The 20,108-nt window shown below is 59.5% G+C and carries 19 protein-coding genes; 10 read left to right on the top strand and 9 right to left on the bottom strand.

Annotation, left to right across the window (positions count from 1 at the left end):
• Positions 1-134: 134 nt before the first annotated feature.
• Positions 135-3,029 (bottom strand): ribonucleoside-diphosphate reductase subunit alpha, encoded by a 2,895-nt coding sequence (locus AC3WWR_RS28705; RefSeq protein ID WP_033045505.1) that lies wholly within the window; start codon positions 3,027-3,029, stop codon positions 135-137.
• 748 nt (positions 3,030-3,777) lie between these two features.
• Between AC3WWR_RS28705 and AC3WWR_RS28710 the strand changes: the two genes are divergently transcribed.
• Both AC3WWR_RS28710 and AC3WWR_RS28715 read left to right on the top strand, forming a co-directional pair.
• On the top strand, positions 3,778-4,500 hold the full coding sequence (locus AC3WWR_RS28710; protein WP_020800609.1) for a winged helix-turn-helix domain-containing protein: 723 nt from the start codon (positions 3,778-3,780) through the stop codon (positions 4,498-4,500).
• Positions 4,497-6,107, top strand: a complete 1,611-nt coding sequence (locus tag AC3WWR_RS28715) for an ATP-binding protein (RefSeq protein WP_033039071.1) — start codon at positions 4,497-4,499, stop codon at positions 6,105-6,107. The genes AC3WWR_RS28710 and AC3WWR_RS28715 overlap by 4 nt, the downstream gene beginning before the upstream one ends.
• 92 nt (positions 6,108-6,199) lie before the next feature.
• Here AC3WWR_RS28715 and AC3WWR_RS28720 read toward each other — a convergent pair whose 3' ends face one another.
• Both AC3WWR_RS28720 and AC3WWR_RS28725 read right to left on the bottom strand, forming a co-directional pair.
• A complete protein-coding gene (locus tag AC3WWR_RS28720; RefSeq protein ID WP_202807815.1) occupies positions 6,200-6,925 on the bottom strand; it encodes a 4'-phosphopantetheinyl transferase family protein in 726 nt (241 codons plus the stop codon).
• A gap of 68 nt (positions 6,926-6,993) precedes the next feature.
• A complete protein-coding gene (locus AC3WWR_RS28725; RefSeq protein WP_033039067.1) occupies positions 6,994-7,788 on the bottom strand; it encodes a dienelactone hydrolase family protein in 795 nt (264 codons plus the stop codon).
• A 146-nt stretch (positions 7,789-7,934) separates the two neighbouring features.
• Between AC3WWR_RS28725 and AC3WWR_RS28730 the strand changes: the two genes are divergently transcribed.
• The 3 genes from AC3WWR_RS28730 to AC3WWR_RS28740 all read left to right on the top strand — a co-directional run bounded on the left by AC3WWR_RS28730 (position 7,935) and on the right by AC3WWR_RS28740 (position 10,672).
• A complete protein-coding gene (locus AC3WWR_RS28730) occupies positions 7,935-8,537 on the top strand; it encodes a hypothetical protein (RefSeq protein WP_020800613.1) in 603 nt (200 codons plus the stop codon).
• A gap of 117 nt (positions 8,538-8,654) precedes the next feature.
• Positions 8,655-9,332: a response regulator transcription factor gene (locus tag AC3WWR_RS28735; RefSeq protein WP_020800614.1), complete on the top strand. Its 678-nt coding sequence runs from the start codon at positions 8,655-8,657 to the stop codon at positions 9,330-9,332.
• Positions 9,329-10,672, top strand: a complete 1,344-nt coding sequence (locus tag AC3WWR_RS28740) for an ATP-binding protein (RefSeq protein ID WP_033039064.1) — start codon at positions 9,329-9,331, stop codon at positions 10,670-10,672. The genes AC3WWR_RS28735 and AC3WWR_RS28740 overlap by 4 nt, the downstream gene beginning before the upstream one ends.
• A gap of 64 nt (positions 10,673-10,736) precedes the next feature.
• On the opposite strand, the gene AC3WWR_RS28745 is transcribed toward AC3WWR_RS28740, so the two are convergent.
• A complete protein-coding gene (locus AC3WWR_RS28745; RefSeq protein WP_033039061.1) occupies positions 10,737-11,735 on the bottom strand; it encodes an AraC family transcriptional regulator in 999 nt (332 codons plus the stop codon).
• A gap of 340 nt (positions 11,736-12,075) precedes the next feature.
• Here AC3WWR_RS28745 and AC3WWR_RS28750 point away from each other — a divergent pair, with 340 nt between their 5' ends.
• Positions 12,076-13,410 carry a dicarboxylate/amino acid:cation symporter gene (locus AC3WWR_RS28750; protein WP_020800617.1) on the top strand — a complete coding sequence of 445 codons (1,335 nt, stop codon included), beginning with the start codon at positions 12,076-12,078 and terminating at the stop codon, positions 13,408-13,410.
• A gap of 143 nt (positions 13,411-13,553) precedes the next feature.
• Positions 13,554-14,735, top strand: coding sequence for a CaiB/BaiF CoA transferase family protein (locus AC3WWR_RS28755; RefSeq protein WP_033040849.1), 1,182 nt, complete (start codon positions 13,554-13,556; stop codon positions 14,733-14,735).
• 120 nt (positions 14,736-14,855) lie between these two features.
• On the opposite strand, the gene AC3WWR_RS28760 is transcribed toward AC3WWR_RS28755, so the two are convergent.
• Together AC3WWR_RS28760 and AC3WWR_RS28765 are read right to left on the bottom strand one after the other, a co-directional pair.
• Positions 14,856-15,350, bottom strand: coding sequence for a SprT family zinc-dependent metalloprotease (locus tag AC3WWR_RS28760; RefSeq protein WP_033040846.1), 495 nt, complete (start codon positions 15,348-15,350; stop codon positions 14,856-14,858).
• A 157-nt stretch (positions 15,351-15,507) separates the two neighbouring features.
• Positions 15,508-16,110, bottom strand: coding sequence for a Yip1 family protein (locus AC3WWR_RS28765; RefSeq protein WP_020800620.1), 603 nt, complete (start codon positions 16,108-16,110; stop codon positions 15,508-15,510).
• A 280-nt stretch (positions 16,111-16,390) separates the two neighbouring features.
• Between AC3WWR_RS28765 and ttcA the strand changes: the two genes are divergently transcribed.
• Entirely contained in the window at positions 16,391-17,215 is an 825-nt protein-coding gene (ttcA, locus tag AC3WWR_RS28770) for a tRNA 2-thiocytidine(32) synthetase TtcA (protein WP_020800621.1), read from the top strand.
• Between the two features lie 87 nt (positions 17,216-17,302).
• Positions 17,303-17,977 carry a DNA-3-methyladenine glycosylase I gene (locus AC3WWR_RS28775; RefSeq protein WP_020800622.1) on the top strand — a complete coding sequence of 225 codons (675 nt, stop codon included), beginning with the start codon at positions 17,303-17,305 and terminating at the stop codon, positions 17,975-17,977.
• 85 nt (positions 17,978-18,062) lie between these two features.
• On the opposite strand, the gene AC3WWR_RS28780 is transcribed toward AC3WWR_RS28775, so the two are convergent.
• Genes AC3WWR_RS28780 through arsC form a run of 3 tightly spaced genes read right to left on the bottom strand, consistent with a single transcriptional unit; the run spans position 18,063 to position 19,437 of the window.
• Positions 18,063-18,488, bottom strand: a complete 426-nt coding sequence (locus AC3WWR_RS28780; RefSeq protein ID WP_492599263.1) for a DUF2069 domain-containing protein — start codon at positions 18,486-18,488, stop codon at positions 18,063-18,065.
• A gap of 2 nt (positions 18,489-18,490) precedes the next feature.
• The gene (gene wrbA / locus AC3WWR_RS28785; protein WP_020800624.1) at positions 18,491-19,087 is read right to left on the bottom strand and encodes an NAD(P)H:quinone oxidoreductase; all 597 of its coding nucleotides are present in this window, start codon (positions 19,085-19,087) and stop codon (positions 18,491-18,493) included.
• Positions 19,084-19,437, bottom strand: coding sequence for an arsenate reductase (glutaredoxin) (gene arsC / locus AC3WWR_RS28790; RefSeq protein ID WP_083349660.1), 354 nt, complete (start codon positions 19,435-19,437; stop codon positions 19,084-19,086). Before arsC ends, wrbA begins: the two co-directional genes overlap by 4 nt.
• Before the next feature lie 114 nt (positions 19,438-19,551).
• Between arsC and AC3WWR_RS28795 the strand changes: the two genes are divergently transcribed.
• Positions 19,552-20,019, top strand: coding sequence for a TlpA disulfide reductase family protein (locus AC3WWR_RS28795; RefSeq protein ID WP_020800625.1), 468 nt, complete (start codon positions 19,552-19,554; stop codon positions 20,017-20,019).
• Positions 20,020-20,108: the final 89 nt, after the last annotated feature.

The raw sequence follows: 20,108 nt of genomic DNA on the forward strand, positions 1-20,108 counted from the left end.
CGTCAGCTCCTACAGGGATCGCATTTTCAATGTAGGAGCTGACGAGCGAAGCGAGGCTGCGATCTTTTTCGTGGGCAAAAGAAAACCCCCGACAAGCCAGGGGCCTGTCGGGGGTCTTGTGTTACCGGCTCAGCTTATTGGCAAGCTTCGCAATCCGGCTCGTCGATGGCGCAAGCCTTCGGCACTGGAGCAGGGCCGGCTGGTGCTGCCAGGACCGAGTCGTCACCGTGGTTGCCACCGCTGGAAACAGCGTTGAGCTTGCCGGTGTTGATGGTCGACTTCTCGGTGCTGGTCGCGGCCAGGGCACGGAGGTAGTAGGTGGTTTTCAGACCACGGTACCAGGCCATGCGGTAGGTCACGTCCAGCTTCTTGCCCGAAGCGCCAGCGATGTACAGGTTCAGCGATTGAGCCTGGTCGATCCACTTCTGACGACGGCTGGCCGCATCGACGATCCACTTGGTGTCCACTTCGAACGCGGTTGCATAGAGCTCCTTGAGTTCTTGCGGGATGCGCTCGATCTGCTGCACCGAACCGTCGTAGTACTTCAGGTCGTTGATCATGACCGAGTCCCACAAGCCGCGAGCCTTCAGGTCGCGAACCAGGTACGGGTTGATCACGGTGAACTCGCCCGACAGGTTCGACTTCACATACAGGTTCTGGTAGGTCGGTTCGATCGACTGCGAAACGCCAGTGATGTTGGCGATGGTCGCGGTCGGTGCGATGGCCATGATGTTCGAGTTACGGATGCCTTTCTGAACACGGGCGCGAACCGGTGCCCAATCCAGGGTTTCGTTCAGGTCGACATCGATGTACTTCTGGCCGCGCTGCTCGATCAGAATCTGTTGCGAATCCAGTGGCAGGATGCCCTTGGACCACAGCGAACCCTGGAACGTCTCGTAGGCGCCACGCTCGTCAGCCAGGTCGCAGGAAGCCTGGATCGCGTAGTAGCTGACCGCTTCCATCGACTTGTCGGCGAACTCGACGGCAGCGTCGGAACCGTAAGGGATGTGCTGCAGGTACAGCGCGTCCTGGAAGCCCATGATGCCCAGGCCGACCGGACGGTGCTTGAAGTTGGAGTTCTTCGCTTGCGGCACCGAGTAGTAGTTGATGTCGATCACGTTGTCGAGCATGCGAACGGCGGTGTTCACGGTGCGTTGCAGCTTGGCGGTGTCCAGCTTGCCGCCCACGATGTGGTTCGGCAGGTTGATCGAGCCCAGGTTGCAAACGGCGATCTCGTCCTTGTTGGTGTTCAAGGTGATCTCGGTGCACAGGTTCGAGCTGTGGACCACGCCGACGTGCTGCTGCGGGCTACGCAGGTTGCACGGGTCCTTGAAGGTCAGCCATGGGTGGCCGGTTTCAAACAGCATGGACAGCATCTTGCGCCACAGGTCTTTGGCCTGGATGGTCTTGAACAGCTTGACCTTGCCTGGGTACTCGGTCAGGGCTTCGTAGTACTCGTAGCGCTCTTCGAAGGCCTTGCCGGTCAGGTCGTGCAGGTCCGGCACTTCGGACGGCGAGAACAGGGTCCACTTGCCGTCATCAAAGACGCGCTTCATGAACAGGTCAGGGATCCAGTTGGCGGTGTTCATGTCGTGGGTACGACGACGATCATCACCGGTGTTCTTGCGCAGCTCGATGAACTCTTCAATGTCCATGTGCCAGGTTTCCAGGTAGGCACAGACAGCGCCTTTGCGCTTGCCACCCTGGTTCACGGCGACGGCGGTGTCGTTCACTACTTTCAAGAACGGCACCACGCCCTGGGACTTGCCGTTGGTGCCCTTGATGTACGAACCCAGCGCACGAACCGGGGTCCAGTCGTTGCCCAGGCCGCCAGCGAATTTCGACAGCATGGCGTTGTCGTGGATCGCGTGGTAGATGCCCGAAAGGTCATCCGGCACGGTAGTCAGGTAGCAGCTGGACAGCTGTGGACGCAGGGTACCGGCGTTGAACAGGGTCGGAGTCGACGACATGTAGTCGAAGGACGACAACAGGTTGTAGAACTCGATCGCACGGTCTTCTTTCTGTTTCTCTTCGATCGCCAGGCCCATGGCCACGCGCATGAAGAAGATCTGCGGCAGTTCGAAACGCACGCCATCCTTGTGGATGAAGTAACGGTCGTACAGGGTTTGCAGGCCCAGGTAGGTGAACTGCTGGTCGCGTTCGTGGTTGATCGCCTTGCCGAGTTTTTCCAGGTCGAAGTCGGCCAGGACCGGGTTCAGCAATTCGAATTCGATACCTTTGGCAATGTAGGCAGGCAGGGCCTTGGCATACAGGTCGACCATCTCGTGGTGGGTCGCGCTTTCGGCAACACCGAGGAAGCCCAGGCCTTCGGCACGCAGGGTGTCCATCAGCAGGCGCGCGGTCACGAACGAGTAGTTCGGCTCACGCTCGACCAGGGTACGGGCGGTCATCACCAGGGCGGTGTTGACGTCGGTCAGGGCCACGCCGTCGTACAGGTTTTTCAGGGTTTCACGCTGGATCAGGTCGCCGTCGACTTCTTCCAGGCCTTCGCACGCTTCGGTAACGATGGTGTTCAGGCGGCCCATGTCCAGCGGCGCCAGGCTACCGTCTGCGCGGGTGATGCGGATCGACGGGTGAGCGTTGACCGCTTCTTCGGCAGGAGCGTGGGCGGCGCGTTCCTTGGAACGCGCGTCACGGTAGATCACGTAGTCGCGAGCGACTTTTTGCTCGCCGGCACGCATCAGGGCCAGTTCGACCTGGTCCTGGATTTCTTCGATGTGGATGGTGCCGCCCGATGGCATGCGACGCTTGAAGGTGGCAGTGACCTGTTCGGTCAGGCGCGCCACGGTATCGTGGATGCGCGACGAAGCGGCAGCGGTGCCACCCTCAACTGCGAGAAACGCTTTGGTGATGGCGACGGTGATCTTGTCATCGGTATAAGGAACGACAGTGCCGTTACGCTTGATCACACGCAGCTGGCCCGGCGCGGTGGCGGACAGATCCGAATTCGAATCAGCGGCCTGCGGCAAGGTGCCCTGCGGGTTCTCGCGAGTTGTGTCGGTTTGCATCGGGGGGTGTCTCCACATTCTCTATGTTTGATTGGGCACCATCTCGGTGCCCACCGTTCCGTCCTGAAGCACTACAACCGGCCAAGGCCGGGCATAACAACTTCGGGACAGTAGGAAGAGGGCTATTGGGCGCCGCTTCCATGCCGAAGTCTTTGGTCTCACGCCTTGGGCCTGAGACCTTGGTCCTTTGAGATGACAGTTGGGAGGTGGCAGTTGCACTGCAACACCCGTACCGTTTTTCACCCCATGGGCCGAAATACAGTAGCCATCCGCGCGCGCGGTTTTGGGCTTTGGAAATTACGTTTGGTTCAACCGGAAAGAGGCAATAAAAGCGCTTGAATTTGGTATCCGGTTTGTGTTTGGTATTTTACGAAAAACCCTACATCTAGGGTTTTTTTTACGCTGGGCTACAAGATAATGCGTTTTGGGGGGTGATTGCAACGTACTACCTGTGGATAAACCTGTGCGTAAATTGTGTGTTGTGAAAGGAATCGGCGTGCAGGCCGCGACGCTGCTGGACCCGGCTTTTTTTCATCGATTTTCAAGCCGCGAAAACGCCCGAGCGGATTTTTAAGGGCGCGAACCCTATCACAAAAAACTCTGTTGTCCGAACGTATATGCCGGCTTGTGTTCTGGGTGGGCGACGTTTATACAATCGGTCGGCGTGTACCCAATTTATCCACCCCTATCATTACAAAAAGACGGGCGGATCCTTCCTTATGAGCGTTCTGGCAAGTAGAGGTCACCGGTGGAACAAGAAGCCTGGCAGGTATTGATTGTGGAGGACGATCAACGTCTGGCCGAACTGACACGCGATTACCTGCAAGCCAATGGCCTGCGTGTATCGATCGAAGGCAATGGTGCGCTGGCCGCGAACCGCATCATCAAGGAACAACCGGACCTGGTCATTCTCGACCTGATGCTGCCAGGCGAAGATGGCCTGAGCATTTGCCGCAAGGTTCGTGACCGTTATGACGGTCCGATCCTGATGCTCACCGCTCGCACCGACGACACCGACCAGATCCTCGGCCTCGACCTGGGCGCCGACGACTATGTGTGCAAGCCGGTGCGCCCGCGCTTGCTGTTGGCGCGCATCCAGGCATTGCTGCGACGCAGCGAGGCGCCGGAGGTGACCCCGGAAAAACAACGACGCCTGCAATTCGGCCCGCTGGTGGTGGACAATGCATTGCGCGAAGCCTGGCTGCACGACAGCGGCATCGAACTGACCAGCGCCGAATTCGACTTGCTCTGGCTGCTGGTTGCCAACGCCGGACGCATCCTGTCCCGGGAAGAAATCTTCACCGCGTTGCGCGGCATTGGCTATGACGGCCAGGACCGTTCCATCGACGTGCGCATCTCGCGCATCCGCCCCAAGATCGGCGATGACCCGGACCATCCGCGACTGATCAAGACCGTGCGCAGCAAAGGTTATCTGTTTGTCCCCGAGGCCTGCGTAGACCCAACCCCGTGAACTCGATCTTCCTGCGTATCTACGGCGGCATGTGTGCCGCGCTGATATTGGTGGCGGTACTTGGCGTGCTGGCCTTGCACATGCTCAACCAGGTGCGCGGCGAGCAGTACCGGGAACGACTGGCCCACGGCACCTTTTCGCTGATGGCCGATAACCTGCAGCCGATGAACAAGACCGAGCGCCAGCGGGCGTTGCTGGTGTGGGAGCGGCTGCTGGGGATTCCGCTGGCGCTGAAAACCTTTGCCCAAACCGATCTCGACCTCACCCAGCGCACCCGCGTCTTGCGTGGCCAGGCCCTGGTGGAGAAGACCGGCCCGCATGCGGCCCGAGTCTATCGACTGGTCAGTGACCAGGAACAGCTTGTGCTTACGGGGGATGTCCAGCAGATCAGCGAACAACTCGCCCGGGCGACGATTTACCTCCTGGCGGACGAGCTGGTGCGCTACCCCGTGGGCGAGCAGCCGGTGCGCCTGGCGCAATTGAAAAAGGACAAGGGGTTTGGCTTCGATTTGCGTCTGGTCACGGTCCAGGAAGCCGACATGGACGAAGACCAGAGCCGTCGGGTGTCCGAGGGCGACACCGTGATGGCGCTGGGCAAGGAGGGCGATTCGATCCGGGTGTTCGCCGGTATGGTTGGCACGCCGTGGGTGCTGGAAATCGGCCCGTTGTACCAGATGAATCCGTATCCACCCGAGTGGCTGGTGCTGATTGCCGCACTGGGGCTGAGCCTGATCGGCCTGATCGTCTACCTGCTGGTGCGGCAACTGGAGCGCCGTCTGCGCGGGCTGGAAGCGGCGGCCACGCGGATCGCCAAGGGCAGTCTGGAAACCCGTGTGCCGACGCGGGGCGCGGACTCGGTGGGGCGGTTGGCGTCGGCGTTCAACGGCATGGCCGAGCACCTGCAACAACTGCTGGCCATACAGCGCGAGCTGGTACGTGCCGTGTCCCACGAGTTGCGCACGCCGGTGGCGCGCCTGCGCTTTGGCCTGGAAATGATCGGCTCGGCCAAGACACCGCAAGCCCTGGAAAAATACTGCGAAGGCATGGATCACGATATCGAGGACCTCGACCGCCTGGTCGACGAGATGCTGACTTACGCGCGGTTGGAGCAGGGCTCGCCGGCACTGAATTTCCAGCGTATCGACCTGGACGCCTTGGTCAATCAGGTGATCGAGGAGCTGGCGCCCTTGCGCGCCGACGTCACGGTGCAACGAGGATTGTGCCTGTCGGCCGCCGACTGTGACGACGCGTGGGTCGAGGCGGAGCCGCGCTACCTGCACCGGGCGCTGCAGAATCTGGTGAGCAATGCCATGCGCCATGCTCATTCGCGGGTCACCGTCAGTTATCAGGTGGGGCAACAGCGCTGCCGGGTGGATGTCGAAGATGACGGGCCGGGAGTTCCGGAAATGGCCTGGGAGAAAATTTTCACACCATTCCTGCGACTCGACGACAGCCGGACCCGGGCCTCGGGCGGCCATGGATTGGGATTGTCGATCGTGCGGCGGATCATCCATTGGCACGACGGCCGGGCGTTGATTGGCAAGAGCAAAAGCCTGGGCGGCGCGTGTTTCAGCTTGAGCTGGCCGAGGAATCAGGAGAGGCGGTGAGCGGTTTTTTGTCGAACCTCATGTTGTGATCGACGTAGAGCCGTAGGCGCGAGGCTTGCCCGCGAAGAGCCCCTTACAAGCTGCAGAAGTCTTCAGGCCTTGATGCTGACCAGACTCAACAACTGCCCATCCTTGACCCCGAACTGTGCCTCGAGCTCGGTACCGTTGCGCCACTCGCCGGACAGGTCGGTCAACAACCGCAACCGCACTTCACCTGATTCGCTCCACTCCAGCACCTCGGCGTGTTCGAAGTAGAAGCGTTGTTGGACGATCGGGTAAAGCGCCTTGAACAGGCTCTCTTTCACTGAAAAAGTCAGGGTGACCAGCAACGCCAGTTGATCACGACGCCCAGCGGCCATGCGCTGCATTTCCGGCGGAGTGAGGATTTCCCCGGCCAGGCGTTCGGCACGTTCGGCATTGAGCAGGTTTTCCAGGTCCATCCCCAACCCTCGCCAATGGGTTTTCCTGGCGACAATCGCCGCGGCCCGACCGGTGCTGTGGGTGATCGAACCGGTGATGTGCGCAGGCCACACAGGTGCCCGGTCATCACCGATGGCCGGGCTGAAGTTCAGGCCTTCCAATTGATGCAGGGCTGCGCGGGCGCAGATTCGCCCGGCGAGAAATTCTGCCTGGCGTTTGGCGACCGAGCGCTGAATGCTCGCGGGCGCCTCTATAGCGCTGAGCTGGAAGTCATCGCTGTGCAGTTGCGAAGTATCGAAGTGGGTACTCAGCAGCACTACGTCGGGCAGCACCAACGGCAGCGGCCAATGGGCATCGAGGGGCGTGCAGCAAACGGGCAGGGCAGGGACGGAATTCATGTCGGGCATTTTGCCGGGTTGCCTTGATGCTGGGTAGTGCTTGCCACAAAAGCCCCTCAATACGGGATCTACTTGCTAAAGATCTTCTTGAAAAATGCCTGCATATCCGCCCACGATTTTTCATCCGCCACTTTGTTGTAGCCAATATCCGGCCCGCCATGATCGCCATGGCTCAAGCGATCAGCATCGGGGTTGCTGAAACCGTGCTTGGCGCCGTCGAGGCTGACAAACTGGTAGTCAGCGCCGGCCTGGTCCATCTCGGCCTTGAAGGCCGCGACGTTTTGCGGTGTGACCAGGCTGTCCTGGGCGCCGTGTTCGACGAGGACTTTCGCCTTGACGCTGCCTGGTGTCGCAGGGGTATTGGTCGCCAGCGCGCCATGGAAACTCACGACACCCGCCAGAGGAACACCCTGGCGAGCGGCATTGAGCACCACGCCGCCACCGAAGCAGTAGCCAATGGCGGCAAGCTTTTTCGGATCGGTTTGCGCCTGTCGCTTGAGCAATTCGAGTCCCGCCTGAAACCGCGCACTGGCAATTGCGTTGTCCCTTTGCACGGCCTGCATGAAGGCCATTGCGTCCTTGGGATGCTCGGTATTCTTGCCGTCGCCATACATATCGATGGCCAGGGCGCTGTAGCCCAGACCGGCGAGGTCGCGGGCGCGACGCTTGGCGTAGTCGTTCAACCCCCAGAATTCATGTACCACCACGACACCGGGACGCGGACCTTTTATTGCGTCATCAAAGGCGTAGTAGCCAATCATCCGTGTGCCGTCGGGACTTTGGTACGGGATTTCCTGAGTCTTGATGGCGGCCTGGGCCAGCCCGCTGGCGGCGAGTAAGAAGAGGGCGAAGAGCATGCGCATGGTCGGTCTCCTGCAAGAAAAACCTCGAAACATCTGGGTGGATATGGTTCAGCTCAGGTTAAGCGGGTGTTCAGGGTGGGTTCAGGGCCGCGTGGGTAATCTTGCCTCGTAGCCAAAACAACGCTAACTCTTGAGGAGCTTCACCCATGACTGGATTCAAAAAACTGCTGCTGGCATTCACCGTCTTCGGCGCTAGCACCGCAGCGATCGCTTCCAACGACAGTTTCGCCAGCCTCACTTATGGGCAGACCAGCGACAAGATCAAAAAATCCCACGCCTTGAACGATAACCTGAATAGGCCGAACGCCGACGGCGTGATTGGCAAGGACAACACTTGGGGCTTGCGTGTAGGCCAGCAAAACAGCCAAGGCCGCTACTACGCCACTTACGATAACGTGTCGGGCTCGCACAATGGCATTAAACTGCGTCAGGAAAACCTGCTGGGCAGCTTCGACCTGTTCCATCCGCTGGGTACTGATACCAGGCTGTTCGGCGGAGCCTCGGCCGGATTGACCAAAATGACCCAGGAATCACCAGGCTTCAGTCGCGACAGCAACATCGGTTACGCCATCGGTGCACAGGCAGGCATTCTGCAACAGGTTTCGCAAAACACTTCTGTTGAGCTGGGGTACCGTTACCTGCGCAGTAACGCCAGCACCGAAATGAGTGAGCGAGGTGGTAGCAAACAAGGTTCGCTGAGCTTGACCAGCAGCGCACAGACCTACCTTTCAGCCAACTACGCTTTCTGAAAAGCGAGTGTGACCGCCGCGCCGGGTCAATCCAGGAGATTGATCCGGCGCGGCCCGTCAACCATGGAGGTCCGTCAATCGTGCCTCTGGAGTATTTGATTTGCCTGGGAGAGCGAGATGAAACTGCTGGTCGTCGAGGATGAAGCGCTGTTGCGTCATCACCTGCAAACCCGCCTGACGGATAGCGGCCATGTGGTCGAGTCCGTGGCCAACGCCGTTGATGCGCTGTACCAGACAGGGCAGTTCAATCATGACCTGGCGGTGATTGATCTCGGGTTGCCGGGCATGGGCGGGCTGGATCTGATCCGTCAGTTGCGCTCGCAGGGCAAGACCTTTCCGATCCTGATCCTCACAGCACGTGGTAACTGGGAGGACAAGGTGGAAGGTCTTGCTGCCGGTGCCGACGACTATGTGGTCAAGCCCTTCCAGTTTGAAGAACTGGAAGCTCGGCTAAATGCATTGTTGCGTCGCTCCAGCGGGTTTACCCAGTCAACGATCGTTGCCGGGCCGCTACTGCTGGACCTCAATCGCAAGCAGGCGACCCTTGATGAGCAACCCCTGGCGTTGACCGCGTATGAATACCGGATACTCGAGTACTTGATGCGCCACCACCAGCAGGTGGTGCCCAAGGATCGTTTGATGGAGCAGCTTTATCCCGATGATGACGACCGCGATCCGAACGTGATTGAAGTGCTGGTTGGCCGGCTGCGTCGCAAACTCGAAGGTACCTCCGGTTTCAAGCCAATTGATACGGTGCGTGGGCTGGGCTATCTGTTCACCGAGCGTTGCACTTGATCGGTTCTCTTCGCGTTCGCCTGATGCTCGCCGCCACGATCCTGGCGGTATTGTTCATGCTGGCATTGTTGCCGGCGATGCAGGGAGCATTCAGCCTGGCACTGCAGGATGCCATCGAGCAGCGATTGGCGTCGGACGTCACCACGTTGATCTCCGCCGCACGGGTTGAGAACAACCGCTTGCTGATGCCGGAACAGTTGCCCGATGAGCGCTTCAACCTGGCTGATGGCAATTTGCTCGGTTACATCTACAGCCGCGAGGGCCAATTGGTGTGGCGTTCGAAGGACACCCTTGACGCGAATATCAATTACAAGCCGCGTTACGACGGGCGCGGTAATGAATTTGCCAGGATTCGCCAGGACAATGGCCAGGAATTTTTCGTCTATGACGTCGAGGTCAAACTCCTCGGTGGCAAAAGTGCGGCGTTCAGCTTTGTCGCGTTGCAACCGGCGCGTGAATACGACGCCACGCTCGGCGGCCTGCGAGACAACCTGTACTTGGGTTTCGGCGCGGCGTTACTGGTGCTTCTGGCGTTGCTTTGGGTCGGCTTGACCTGGGGGTTGCAGGCATTGCGCCGGCTGAGCCAGGAACTGGATGAGATCGAAAGCGGAACCCGCGAAAGCCTGAGTGAACAGCACCCGCGTGAACTGCTGCGCCTGACTGGCTCTCTCAACCGTCTGCTGTTCAGCGAGCGCGAACAGCGTAGCCGTTATCGCGATTCACTCGACGACTTGGCTCATAGCTTGAAAACCCCACTGGCGGTATTGCAGGGTGTCAGCGAAGGCATGGCGCAACGCCCTGAGGACCGGGAGCAGGCCTGGGTGCTGCAGACACAGATTGAGCGCATGAGCCAGCAGATCAGTTACCAACTGCAACGAGCCAGCCTGCGCAAAAGCGGTCTGGTGCGTCATCAGGTGCGCCTGCAACCGGTGTTGCAGAGCCTTTGCGACACACTGGACAAGGTCTATCGCGACAAACAGGTACAAGTAACCTTCGATTTGCCGGAGCCGTGTCTGGTCCCTATCGAGCAGGGCGCCTTGCTGGAAATGTTGGGCAATCTGCTGGAGAACGCTTATCGACTGTGCCTGAGCGAGGTGCGCGTCAGCGTGCGCGCCCTTAACGGAATCGAGATATGTGTAGAAGACGATGGTCCAGGCGTCCCGCTCGATCAGCGCACACGGATCCTGCAGCGCGGTGAGCGCCTGGACCGACAGCATCCGGGGCAGGGTATTGGCCTGGCGGTGGTCAAGGACATCATCGAAAGCTATAGCGCAAGACTTACCCTGGGTGACTCGCCCCTGGGCGGTGCGGCTTTCCGTATTCAGTTTCCGCCGGCGTGATGCTGTAGGCGCCGGCTTGCTGGCGATGGCGATCGTACAGACGCTATCGCCAGCAAGCCGGCTACTACAAATCCCGGGCTCGATAAGCACCTGGCGTCAGACCAGTCCACTTCTTGAATGCCCTATGAAACGCTGACGGTTCGGAAAATCCCAATTGCTCAGCGATCTGTTGCAATGGCAAGTCGTTGCGGCCCAGGTGATATATGGCGATGTCGCGGCGTAGTTGGTCCTTCAGTTCCTGAAAACTGGTGTTTTCTTCACGCAGATGCCGGCGTAGCGTTTGCGGGCTGATATGCAGGTGCGCAGCCACGGCCTCCAGATCCGGCCAGGGTGACCGGTCGCGACTGAGCAAGCGTCGCAACTGGCTACTCAGGCTGTGGCCGTCATCGGGGCGTGATAACAGATCGGCAGGCGAGCGTTCAAGGAACTGCTTGAGCGTGCGTTCGTCTTGCAGCAGTGGCATGTCCAAGTAGCGGCTGTGAAACAGCAGGCTGCTCTGTTGTGCCGAAAACTCGAGCGGGCACGAGAACAACAACTCGTATTCGGCACCATGTTCCGGTCGCGGATAGCTGAACGTGGCGTGCTCCAGCCGAATACGCTGGCCGATCAACCAGCTGGCGAAGCGATGCCAGATCACCAATAGACTCTCGGTGAGGAAATGTTCCGGGTCCCAGAGGTGTGAGTCATCCAGGCTCAGTCGAATCATTTCGTCTTCGCGCGCCAGCGTCAGGCGCGGGGCGTCCGGGAATAGGCTGTAAAACATTAATCCGCGATGCAGTGCCTTATCCAGATTGCGGCAATGGATAACGGCATGACACATCATCGCGAAGCTGCCTGGCTTGCTGACACCTTGCCCGAAACCCAGGTACTCATCGTCCAATGCCAGCCAAAGTCCCTGGATCAGGCGGGTGAATTGTTCCGGAGGAATGCGCGCTCGAGGCTCGTCGAGCAATTCGGGGCTGATCCCCAATTGCTGCAGCAGTCCTGAATAATCGTAGCCACGCCGTTGCGCCCCACCGAGAACGGCGCGGGCGAAATGACTGGCGATGGTGCGTTCGCGCATAGCAGGCAAGTCCGTCCATTGAACGACGGATGGTAGCCGCGCTTCATACCCATGAACAAGGCGGATATCCGCCAGATTGCCGGGGTGTGATTCGACGAGCGGGCGGAAATCCGCCATCGCGCAAACGTCGTGCGTGACCCCGGAAAAACCTGCAGCCCTTGTTGTCACAAGGCTTACAGACTTTTCGTACAAGGTGGCACGGGCCTTGCGATGGAACCAGCAGATGCCTGCCGTCGCGCAGCTCGAAAAAACAAATCCCTCCAGTGCAGGAGGGTTCGCCATTGAGGTGGGGTGGGCAACAGATGGATGTTGACGCCGCGCACTCTTGAGGAACTTTGCAATGACGACTCGTCAGCCACTGTACAAATCCCTGTATTTCCAGGTGATCGTTGCAATTGTCATCGGTATTTTGCTCGGTCACTACTATCCACAGCTCGGTGTGGCCGTAAAACCGCTGGGTGACGGGTTCATCAAGCTGATCAAGATGATCATCGCGCCGATCATTTTCTGCACCGTGGTCAGCGGTATCGCTGGCATGCAGGACATGAAGTCGGTCGGCAAGACCGGCGGTTACGCACTGCTGTACTTCGAAATCGTTTCGACCATCGCCTTGCTGGTCGGACTGGTAGTGGTCAACATAGTCCAGCCGGGCGCCGGCATGCACATCGACGTGTCCACGCTGGATGCCTCCAAAGTGGCTGCCTATGTCTCGGCCGGTGCGGATCAAAGCGTCGTCGGCTTCCTGCTCAACGTGATCCCATCCACCATCGTCGGTGCGTTCGCCACCGGTGACATTCTGCAAGTGCTGATGTTCTCGGTGATCTTCGGTTTCGCCCTGCATCGCCTGGGTGCCTACGGCAAGCCGCTGCTGGACTTCATCGATCGCTTCGCCCACGTGATGTTCAACATCATCAACATGATCATGAAGCTCGCGCCAATCGGTGCCTTCGGTGCCATGGCTTTCACCATCGGTGCCTACGGTGTCGGCTCGCTGGTGCAACTGGGTCAGTTGATGGCCTGCTTCTACATCACCTGCCTGCTGTTCATCCTGATCGTGCTGGGCGGTATCGCCCGCGCTCACGGTTTCAGCGTGTTGAAACTGATCCGCTACATCCGTGAAGAGCTGCTGATCGTGCTGGGTACGTCCTCTTCGGAGTCGGTGCTGCCGCGCATGCTGATCAAGATGGAGCGTCTGGGGGCGCAGAAATCCGTGGTTGGCCTGGTGATCCCGACCGGCTACTCGTTCAACCTCGACGGTACTGCGATCTACCTGACCATGGCAGCCGTGTTCATTGCCCAGGCCACCGACACCCACATGGACATCACGCACCAGATCACCTTGCTGGTGGTGTTGCTGCTGTCTTCCAAAGGCGCTGCAGGCGTGACCGGTTCGGGCTTCATCGTACTGGCGGCCACCCTGTCCGCCGTAGGCCACCTGCCGGTTGCCGGTCTGGCGCTGATCCTGGGTATCGACCGTTTCATGTCCGAAGCCCGTGCATTGACCAACCTGGTCGGTAACGCCGTTGCCACCATCGTTGTGGCCAAATGGGTCAAGGAACTGGACACCGACGTGCTGCAGGCAGAGCTGGCCTCGGGCGGCCGCGGGATTGCCGACGAGCCTAAAGACGATGTTCTGGGCCACGTCGAAGGGGCTACCCCGACTAACGCCCGGTAAGCCTTGTTGTCATGAAAAACCCGCTTCGGCGGGTTTTTTCTTGCCCGGGATTTGAGCACAACGGTCATTGCGTTTGGCGCATAAGGTGATTGCTGCAAAGCGCTTGGCTGCCTAGGCTGGGGAATCATCCAGGGAGAACGCTCATGCTCGGTCCACTGGCATCACTCAAGGTTCTGGATTTCTCGACACTGCTGCCGGGGCCGTTCGCTTCGCTATTGCTGGCGGACATGGGCGCCGAGGTGCTGCGCATCGAATCGCCGGCCCGCATGGACCTGCTGCGCGAGCTGCCGCCGCACGATCAAGGTGTATCGGCCAGCCATGCCTACCTCAATCGCAACAAACGCAGCCTGGCTCTGGATCTCAAGCAGCCCGAAGCGATGGAAGTGATCAGGCAATTGTTGCAGGACTACGACATCGTGCTTGAGCAGTTCCGCCCCGGCGTCATGGAACGCTTGGGTCTGGGTTATGAGGCTCTGAAGGCGATCAAACCAGGACTGATCTATGTATCGATCACTGGTTACGGCCAAACCGGCCCCTATAAGGACCGTGCCGGCCATGACATCAATTACCTGGCGCTGGCCGGGCTTTCGAGCTACAGCGGTCGCGCTGACAGTGGGCCGCTGCCGTTGGGCATGCAGGTGGCAGACATTGCCGGTGGTTCGCTGCACGGGGTCATCGGCCTGCTGGCCGCCGTGATCGCTCGACAGCAAACCGGACAGGGTCAGCACCTGGACGTGAGCATGACCGACTGCGTGTTCAGCTTGAATGCCATGGCGGGCGCCGGGTACCTGGCTTGTGGTGTCGAGCCTGATCGGGAAGACCAGATGCTCAATGGCGGCAGCTTCTATGACTATTATCGTTCCCGGGATGGGCGTTGGCTGTCTGTGGGCAGCCTGGAACCGGGGTTCATGAAACAGTTGTGTGCGGCGCTGGGGCTGGAGGAGTGGGCCAGCCTGGGGCTATCTGCGCAACCTGCACAGCAACGCAAACTCAAGGATGCGCTGAAGACTGAGTTCGAAAAGCATGATTTTGCCGAGCTGTGTGCGCTGTTCGCCGAACTGGACGCTTGTGTCGAGCCGGTACTGAGCCTGGGTGAGGCGGTGCGGCATCCGCAGTTGCAGGCGCGGGAGCTGGTGACACAAGTACCACGGGGTGATGGGGCGAGTCAGGCGCAGATGGCGTGCCCGTTGAAGTTTTCAGGCGGGTTGCCAGAGCCCAGGCATATTGGCGCGGCGCTGGGGCAGCATACGGATCAGGTGTTGGGAGAGCTGGGGTTCACTGCTGAACGGATTGCCGAGTTGCGACGTGCCAAGGTAATTCTTTAGCGCCTGCCAGTCCGCCTTCGCGAGCAAGCCCGCTCCCACATCGGATTTGAGCTGGAGCGAAAATTCCCTGTGGGAGCGGGCTTGCCCGCGAAGAGGCCGGCGCAGACACTGAAAATCCTGTTACTCAACCCGCATTTCGCCACTGAATACCAAGGTGTTGCGACACCGCCGACACAAATAGCGCCGCCCTTGGCGCACCAGGCCGTGACGTTGCGCCGAGAACGGGAAATCGCTGTCGGCGCACGGGCACTTGTAGATGTAGCGGGTCACGCTGCGGCGCTTGACGTCGTAGGTGTGGCAGCGGTTGGGCGGCAATTCGTAAACGCCGCGCATGATCAGTTGCCACTCTTCGCCATGGGGCTGGATGCGGTCGCCGAACAATTGATGGGCGATCAGGTGCGCGACCTCGTGAGCGACTGTCTGCTTGAGAAAGTCTTCGGTATTTTCACGGTACAACTGCGGATTGAAGCGCAGCAGGTTCTCGTGCAAGTGCGCGACACCGGCTTTTTGCCCACGCAGCTTAAAACTCACCACGGGGCGCTTGAAAGGTCGTTTGAAAAAGGATTCGGCTTGTTGGAAACAGTCTTCGACGCGGTTATTGAGTTGCTCGGGCATGCTTGATGGATCTCCAGAGCGGTCGAGTATGCCGCAAGCCAGGGGCCTTGCGAATCTGCGAGGTGCCGAATGGTCTTCGGACTCTTTGTGCCTGGGCATTAAAAGGCCGCCTTGCGGCGGCCTGTGTCGGCAGATCTGATTTTTTTGTGGTGAGCTGTTAATTGGTATAGACCGGCCCCACGCCGAGTCCCCAGACAATCACGGTAAACGCCATGATGGCGACCAGCACCACCAGGCCTACGGCGAGCACCGAACTTGAAAACAGAAAGCCCTCGTCAGATGGAATGTTCATGAATGTTGGCAATCCCACATACAGCAGGTACACCGTGTAGCAGATGGCCGCCGTGCCGACGATCATCCCCAGCCACAAGTGGGGGTACAAGGCCGCGAGGCCGCCGATGAACAGCGGAGTAGCGGTATAGGTTGCGAACGCAATGCAGCGTGCGAGGCTCGGATTGGCGTCATAGGTGCGGGCCATCCAGTGGATGAACGCGCCCATCACCGCCACTCCGCCGAGCATCGCCAGGTACGACATGACTGTCATCCATAGTGCGCTTTCCACGGTCAGCATTACCGGGGGGCGATTGCCGATGACCCAGCCCACCTGTGTGGTCCCGATGAATGCCGATACCGCAGGTATCGCCGCCAGGATCAGCGTATGGGTCAGGTACATGTGGCTGATACTTTCTTCCTGATCGCCACGAATCTCTTTCCATTCTTGGTCAGGGTGGGTAAATAGCCCCACTACGTGATGGATCATGCCAGTCACTCCTCTTGTTTTTACCGTCGCCCCCCAGTGGAGCGCCCTACGGGCCAATGAGGCCAAGTAAGTACTAGGTCTGTATGTGATTGCGACCTTATGTCGCAGTATAGGAAGGACTTAACCCTACAGGGGGTGTGGCTTAGAGCAAATTGCGCTGTAAAGCGCCGGGGTAATCGCTGTTGCATCTGTAGGGCGGGCGATCCGTCGGGGCACTTCGCCCCTGGAGGGTTTTTGCGTAAAATGCCGGCCTTTCGTCACACCTCACGGATTTCGCGTCATGGGCACTCTTACGGTCAACCAGAACAAACTGCAAAAGCGCCTTCGCCGACAGGCCGGTGAGGCGGTCGCCGATTTCAACATGATTGAAGACGGGGACAAGGTCATGGTCTGCCTGTCCGGCGGCAAGGACAGCTACACCATGCTTGATGTGCTGATGCACTTGCAGAAGGTCGCGCCGATCAAGTTCGAGATCGTGGCCGTGAACATGGATCAGAAACAGCCGGGTTTTCCCGAGCATGTGCTGCCGGCCTACCTCAAGGAATTGGGTGTCGAGTATCACATCGTCGAGAAAGACACTTACTCGGTGGTCAAGGAGCTGATTCCGGAAGGCAAGACCACCTGCTCCCTGTGCTCACGCCTGCGTCGCGGCACGCTCTACACCTTCGCCGACGAAATCGGCGCGACCAAGATGGCTTTGGGGCATCACCGCGACGACATCGTCGAAACGTTCTTCCTGAACATGTTCTTCAACGGCTCGCTGAAGGCCATGCCGCCGAAGTTGCGTGCCGATGACGGGCGTAACGTGGTAATCCGCCCCCTGGCCTACTGCAACGAAAAAGACATCCAGGCCTACTCGGACCTCAAGCAATTCCCGATCATCCCTTGCAACCTCTGCGGCTCCCAGGAAAACCTGCAGCGCCAAGTGGTCAAGGAAATGCTGCAGGACTGGGAGCGCAAGACCCCGGGCCGTACCGAAAGCATTTTCCGCAGCCTGCAGAACGTGATCCCGTCGCAATTGGCGGACCGCAACCTGTTCGATTTCACCAGCCTGAAGATCGACGAATCCGCCGCTTCGCGCTTCGTCAACGTGGTCAACCTCTAAACACGATGATTATGGGAGCCAGCCTGCTGGCGCCCACAGGTGTTGTTTCAAGGGGGGCCGTTTATTTTTCAATCCTCAGGAGAGGGCATGCGCGACTACAAGTGGCTGAACGAATACTGCTTGAACCGCTTCGGTTCGGCGGCTGAACTGGAAGCCCATCTGCCCGTTCCCAAGACTGCAGCACAACTGCGTGACATCACCGACGATCGTTACTTGTCGACCATGGCACTGCGCGTATTCCGCGCCGGGCTCAAGCACAGCCTGGTGGACGCCAAGTGGCCGGCTTTCGAAGAAGTGTTCTTCAAATTCGACCCGGAAAAAGTCGTGCTGATGAGCGCCGAACACCTGGAGCGGCTGATGCAGGACACGCGGATCATCCGCCATCTGGGCAAGCTCAAGAGCGTACCGCGCAATGCGCAGTTCGTGCTGGACGTGGCCCATGAGCAGGGCAGCTTCGGGGCGATGATCGCCGATTGGCCGGTGACCGACATCGTCGGACTGTGGACTTTGCTGAAAAAACGCGGTCATCAATTGGGCGGCTTGTCGGCGCCACGATTCTTGCGCATGGTCGGCAAGGATACGTTTGTGCCGAGCTATGACGTGGTGGCGGCATTGAATGCGCAGCAGATTGTCGACAAGGTGCCGAGCAGTCTGCGCGACCTGGCATTGGTGCAGGACGTGTTCAACCAGTGGCATGAAGAAAGTGGCGGGCGGCCGATGAGCCAGATTTCGATGATGCTGGCCTACACCGTCAACCATTAGGACCGAGTTGCCCCGTTCGCTGGCAAGCCAGCTCCTACAAAAACACCAGACCTGTAGGAGCTGGCTTGCCAGCGAAGGCGTCGGATCAGGCGACGGAGATCTCGCCTTCGCCAGCCAATTTGCGGTTCAATTGATATCGCCACCGCACATACAACAGTGCCGAACAGAACACCGCCAAACTCGCGGCCATCTCCAGCACGCCGAAGATCTGGCGATTCGGGTCATAAGCAGCCAATGCGCCCTTGATGAAATACAGGTTCACCACAAAGCACATCCACGAATGCCCGCGGGCATTGCCGACTATCATCCCCGGCGCGAGCAGCAACAACGGCACCTGCTCAATCAGCAAAATCACCCACGGCCGTGCTCCGTGCAGGTCAGCGACCATCAGGTAGTAAACGCACAGCAACCCCACCAGGCCGAAAAAACACAACAGGCTGATAACGCGCATGGCCCGAACCCGTGGTTCAAGCCATTCGATAGCGGGCAGGACCTTCGGTTTCTTGGCCACCCTTAACCCTCCAGTTTCTGAGCTGTCTTGGCCAAGCGCATGCCCAAGGCCCGGCACAGTGCAACTTCATGGGCATCCAGCCCGCTTTTGCCATCGGCCCCGGCGTGATGGCTGGCGCCGTACGGCGTGCCGCCGCCCTGGGTTTCCAGCAATGCCGACTCGCTGTAGGGCAGGCCGGTGATCAACATGCCGTGGTGCAACAGCGGCAGCATCATCGACAGCAGGGTGGTTTCCTGCCCGCCATGCAGGCTCGCGGTGGAGGTGAACACACCGGCGGGTTTGCCCACCAGGGCGCCGGTCAGCCACAAGTTGCTGGTGCCGTCGAGAAAGTACTTGAGTGGCGCCGCCATGTTGCCGAAGCGGGTCGGACTGCCCAGCGCCAGGCCGGCGCAGTTCTTCAGGTCATCGAGGCTGGCATAGAGCGCGCCTTCATCCGGGATATCCGGCGCGACGGCTTCGCACTCGGTGGAAATCGCCGGTACCGTGCGCAATCGGGCTTCAAGGCCGGCCTGTTCGACACCGCGGGCAATTTGCCGGGCCATTTCGTTAGTCGAACCGCTGCGGCTGTAATACAGCACCAGAATGTACGGCGCAGTCACGGCAACAACTCCAGGATTTGCTCTGGCGGACGGCCGATGATGGCCTTGTCGCCGACTTCGAGGATCGGTCGCTCCATCAGTTTCGGGTGGGCGGCAATGGCGGCGATCAATTGCGCCTCGCTCAGGCTGCTGTCGGCCAGGGCGAGGGTCTTGTATTCGTCTTCGCCGGTGCGCAACAGTTGCCGTGCACTGATCCCGAGTTTGCCCAGCAGGCTCTGGATTTGCGCGGCGTCCAGCGGCGTTTCCAGGTAGCGGACCACCGTCGGGGCCAGGCCTCGGGCTTCCAGCAGTTCGAGCGCACCGCGGGATTTCGAGCAGCGCGGGTTGTGATAAAGCGTCAGATCGGTCATGAGCGGGTCGCATCTTGCGTAAGGTGGCGGCTATTCTAACTGGGCAGCGCGTAATCCTGAACCTTGCCGGGCGATGGGTTGCAGGCGCTTTCAATTTTTGACAAGGAACACGACATGACTAGGCGACTGGCAGCGGCATTGACGATTATCGGGGCGTTGATGCTGGGGGGCTGCGGTAACGACTACGGGATCGATCAAAACGGACAGAAGGTCGCCGCTGAGCGCCTGGACGGTAAATGGCTGGTGATCAATTATTGGGCTGAATGGTGCAGCCCGTGTCGTACCGAGATTCCGGAATTGAACGCGTTGGCCGACCAGCTCAAGGACAAGAAGATCGGCGTGTTCGGGGTCAACTTTGACAACGTGCAGGGCGAAGAGCTGAAAAGTGCCAGCGAGAAACTCGGAATCAAGTTCACCGTGCTGGCGCAGGACCCTTCCGAGTTATTCGAATTGCCGCGCAGTGAAGCACTGCCGGTGACCTACATCATCGATAACAAGGGCAAGGTGCGCGAACAGTTGATGGGCGAGCAGACGGCGGCGGGGGTGGTGGCGAAGCTGGAGGCGTTGCAGGCTAAAAACTGATCGCGGGGCTGCTGATCGTTCCCACGCTCTGCGTCACTAGTGTCCGGTAAAAACCGAAGGGGGAGCTTGCTCCCCCTTGCTGTTGGCGG

The organism is Pseudomonas sp. EB271-G4-1 (genome assembly GCF_058791355.1).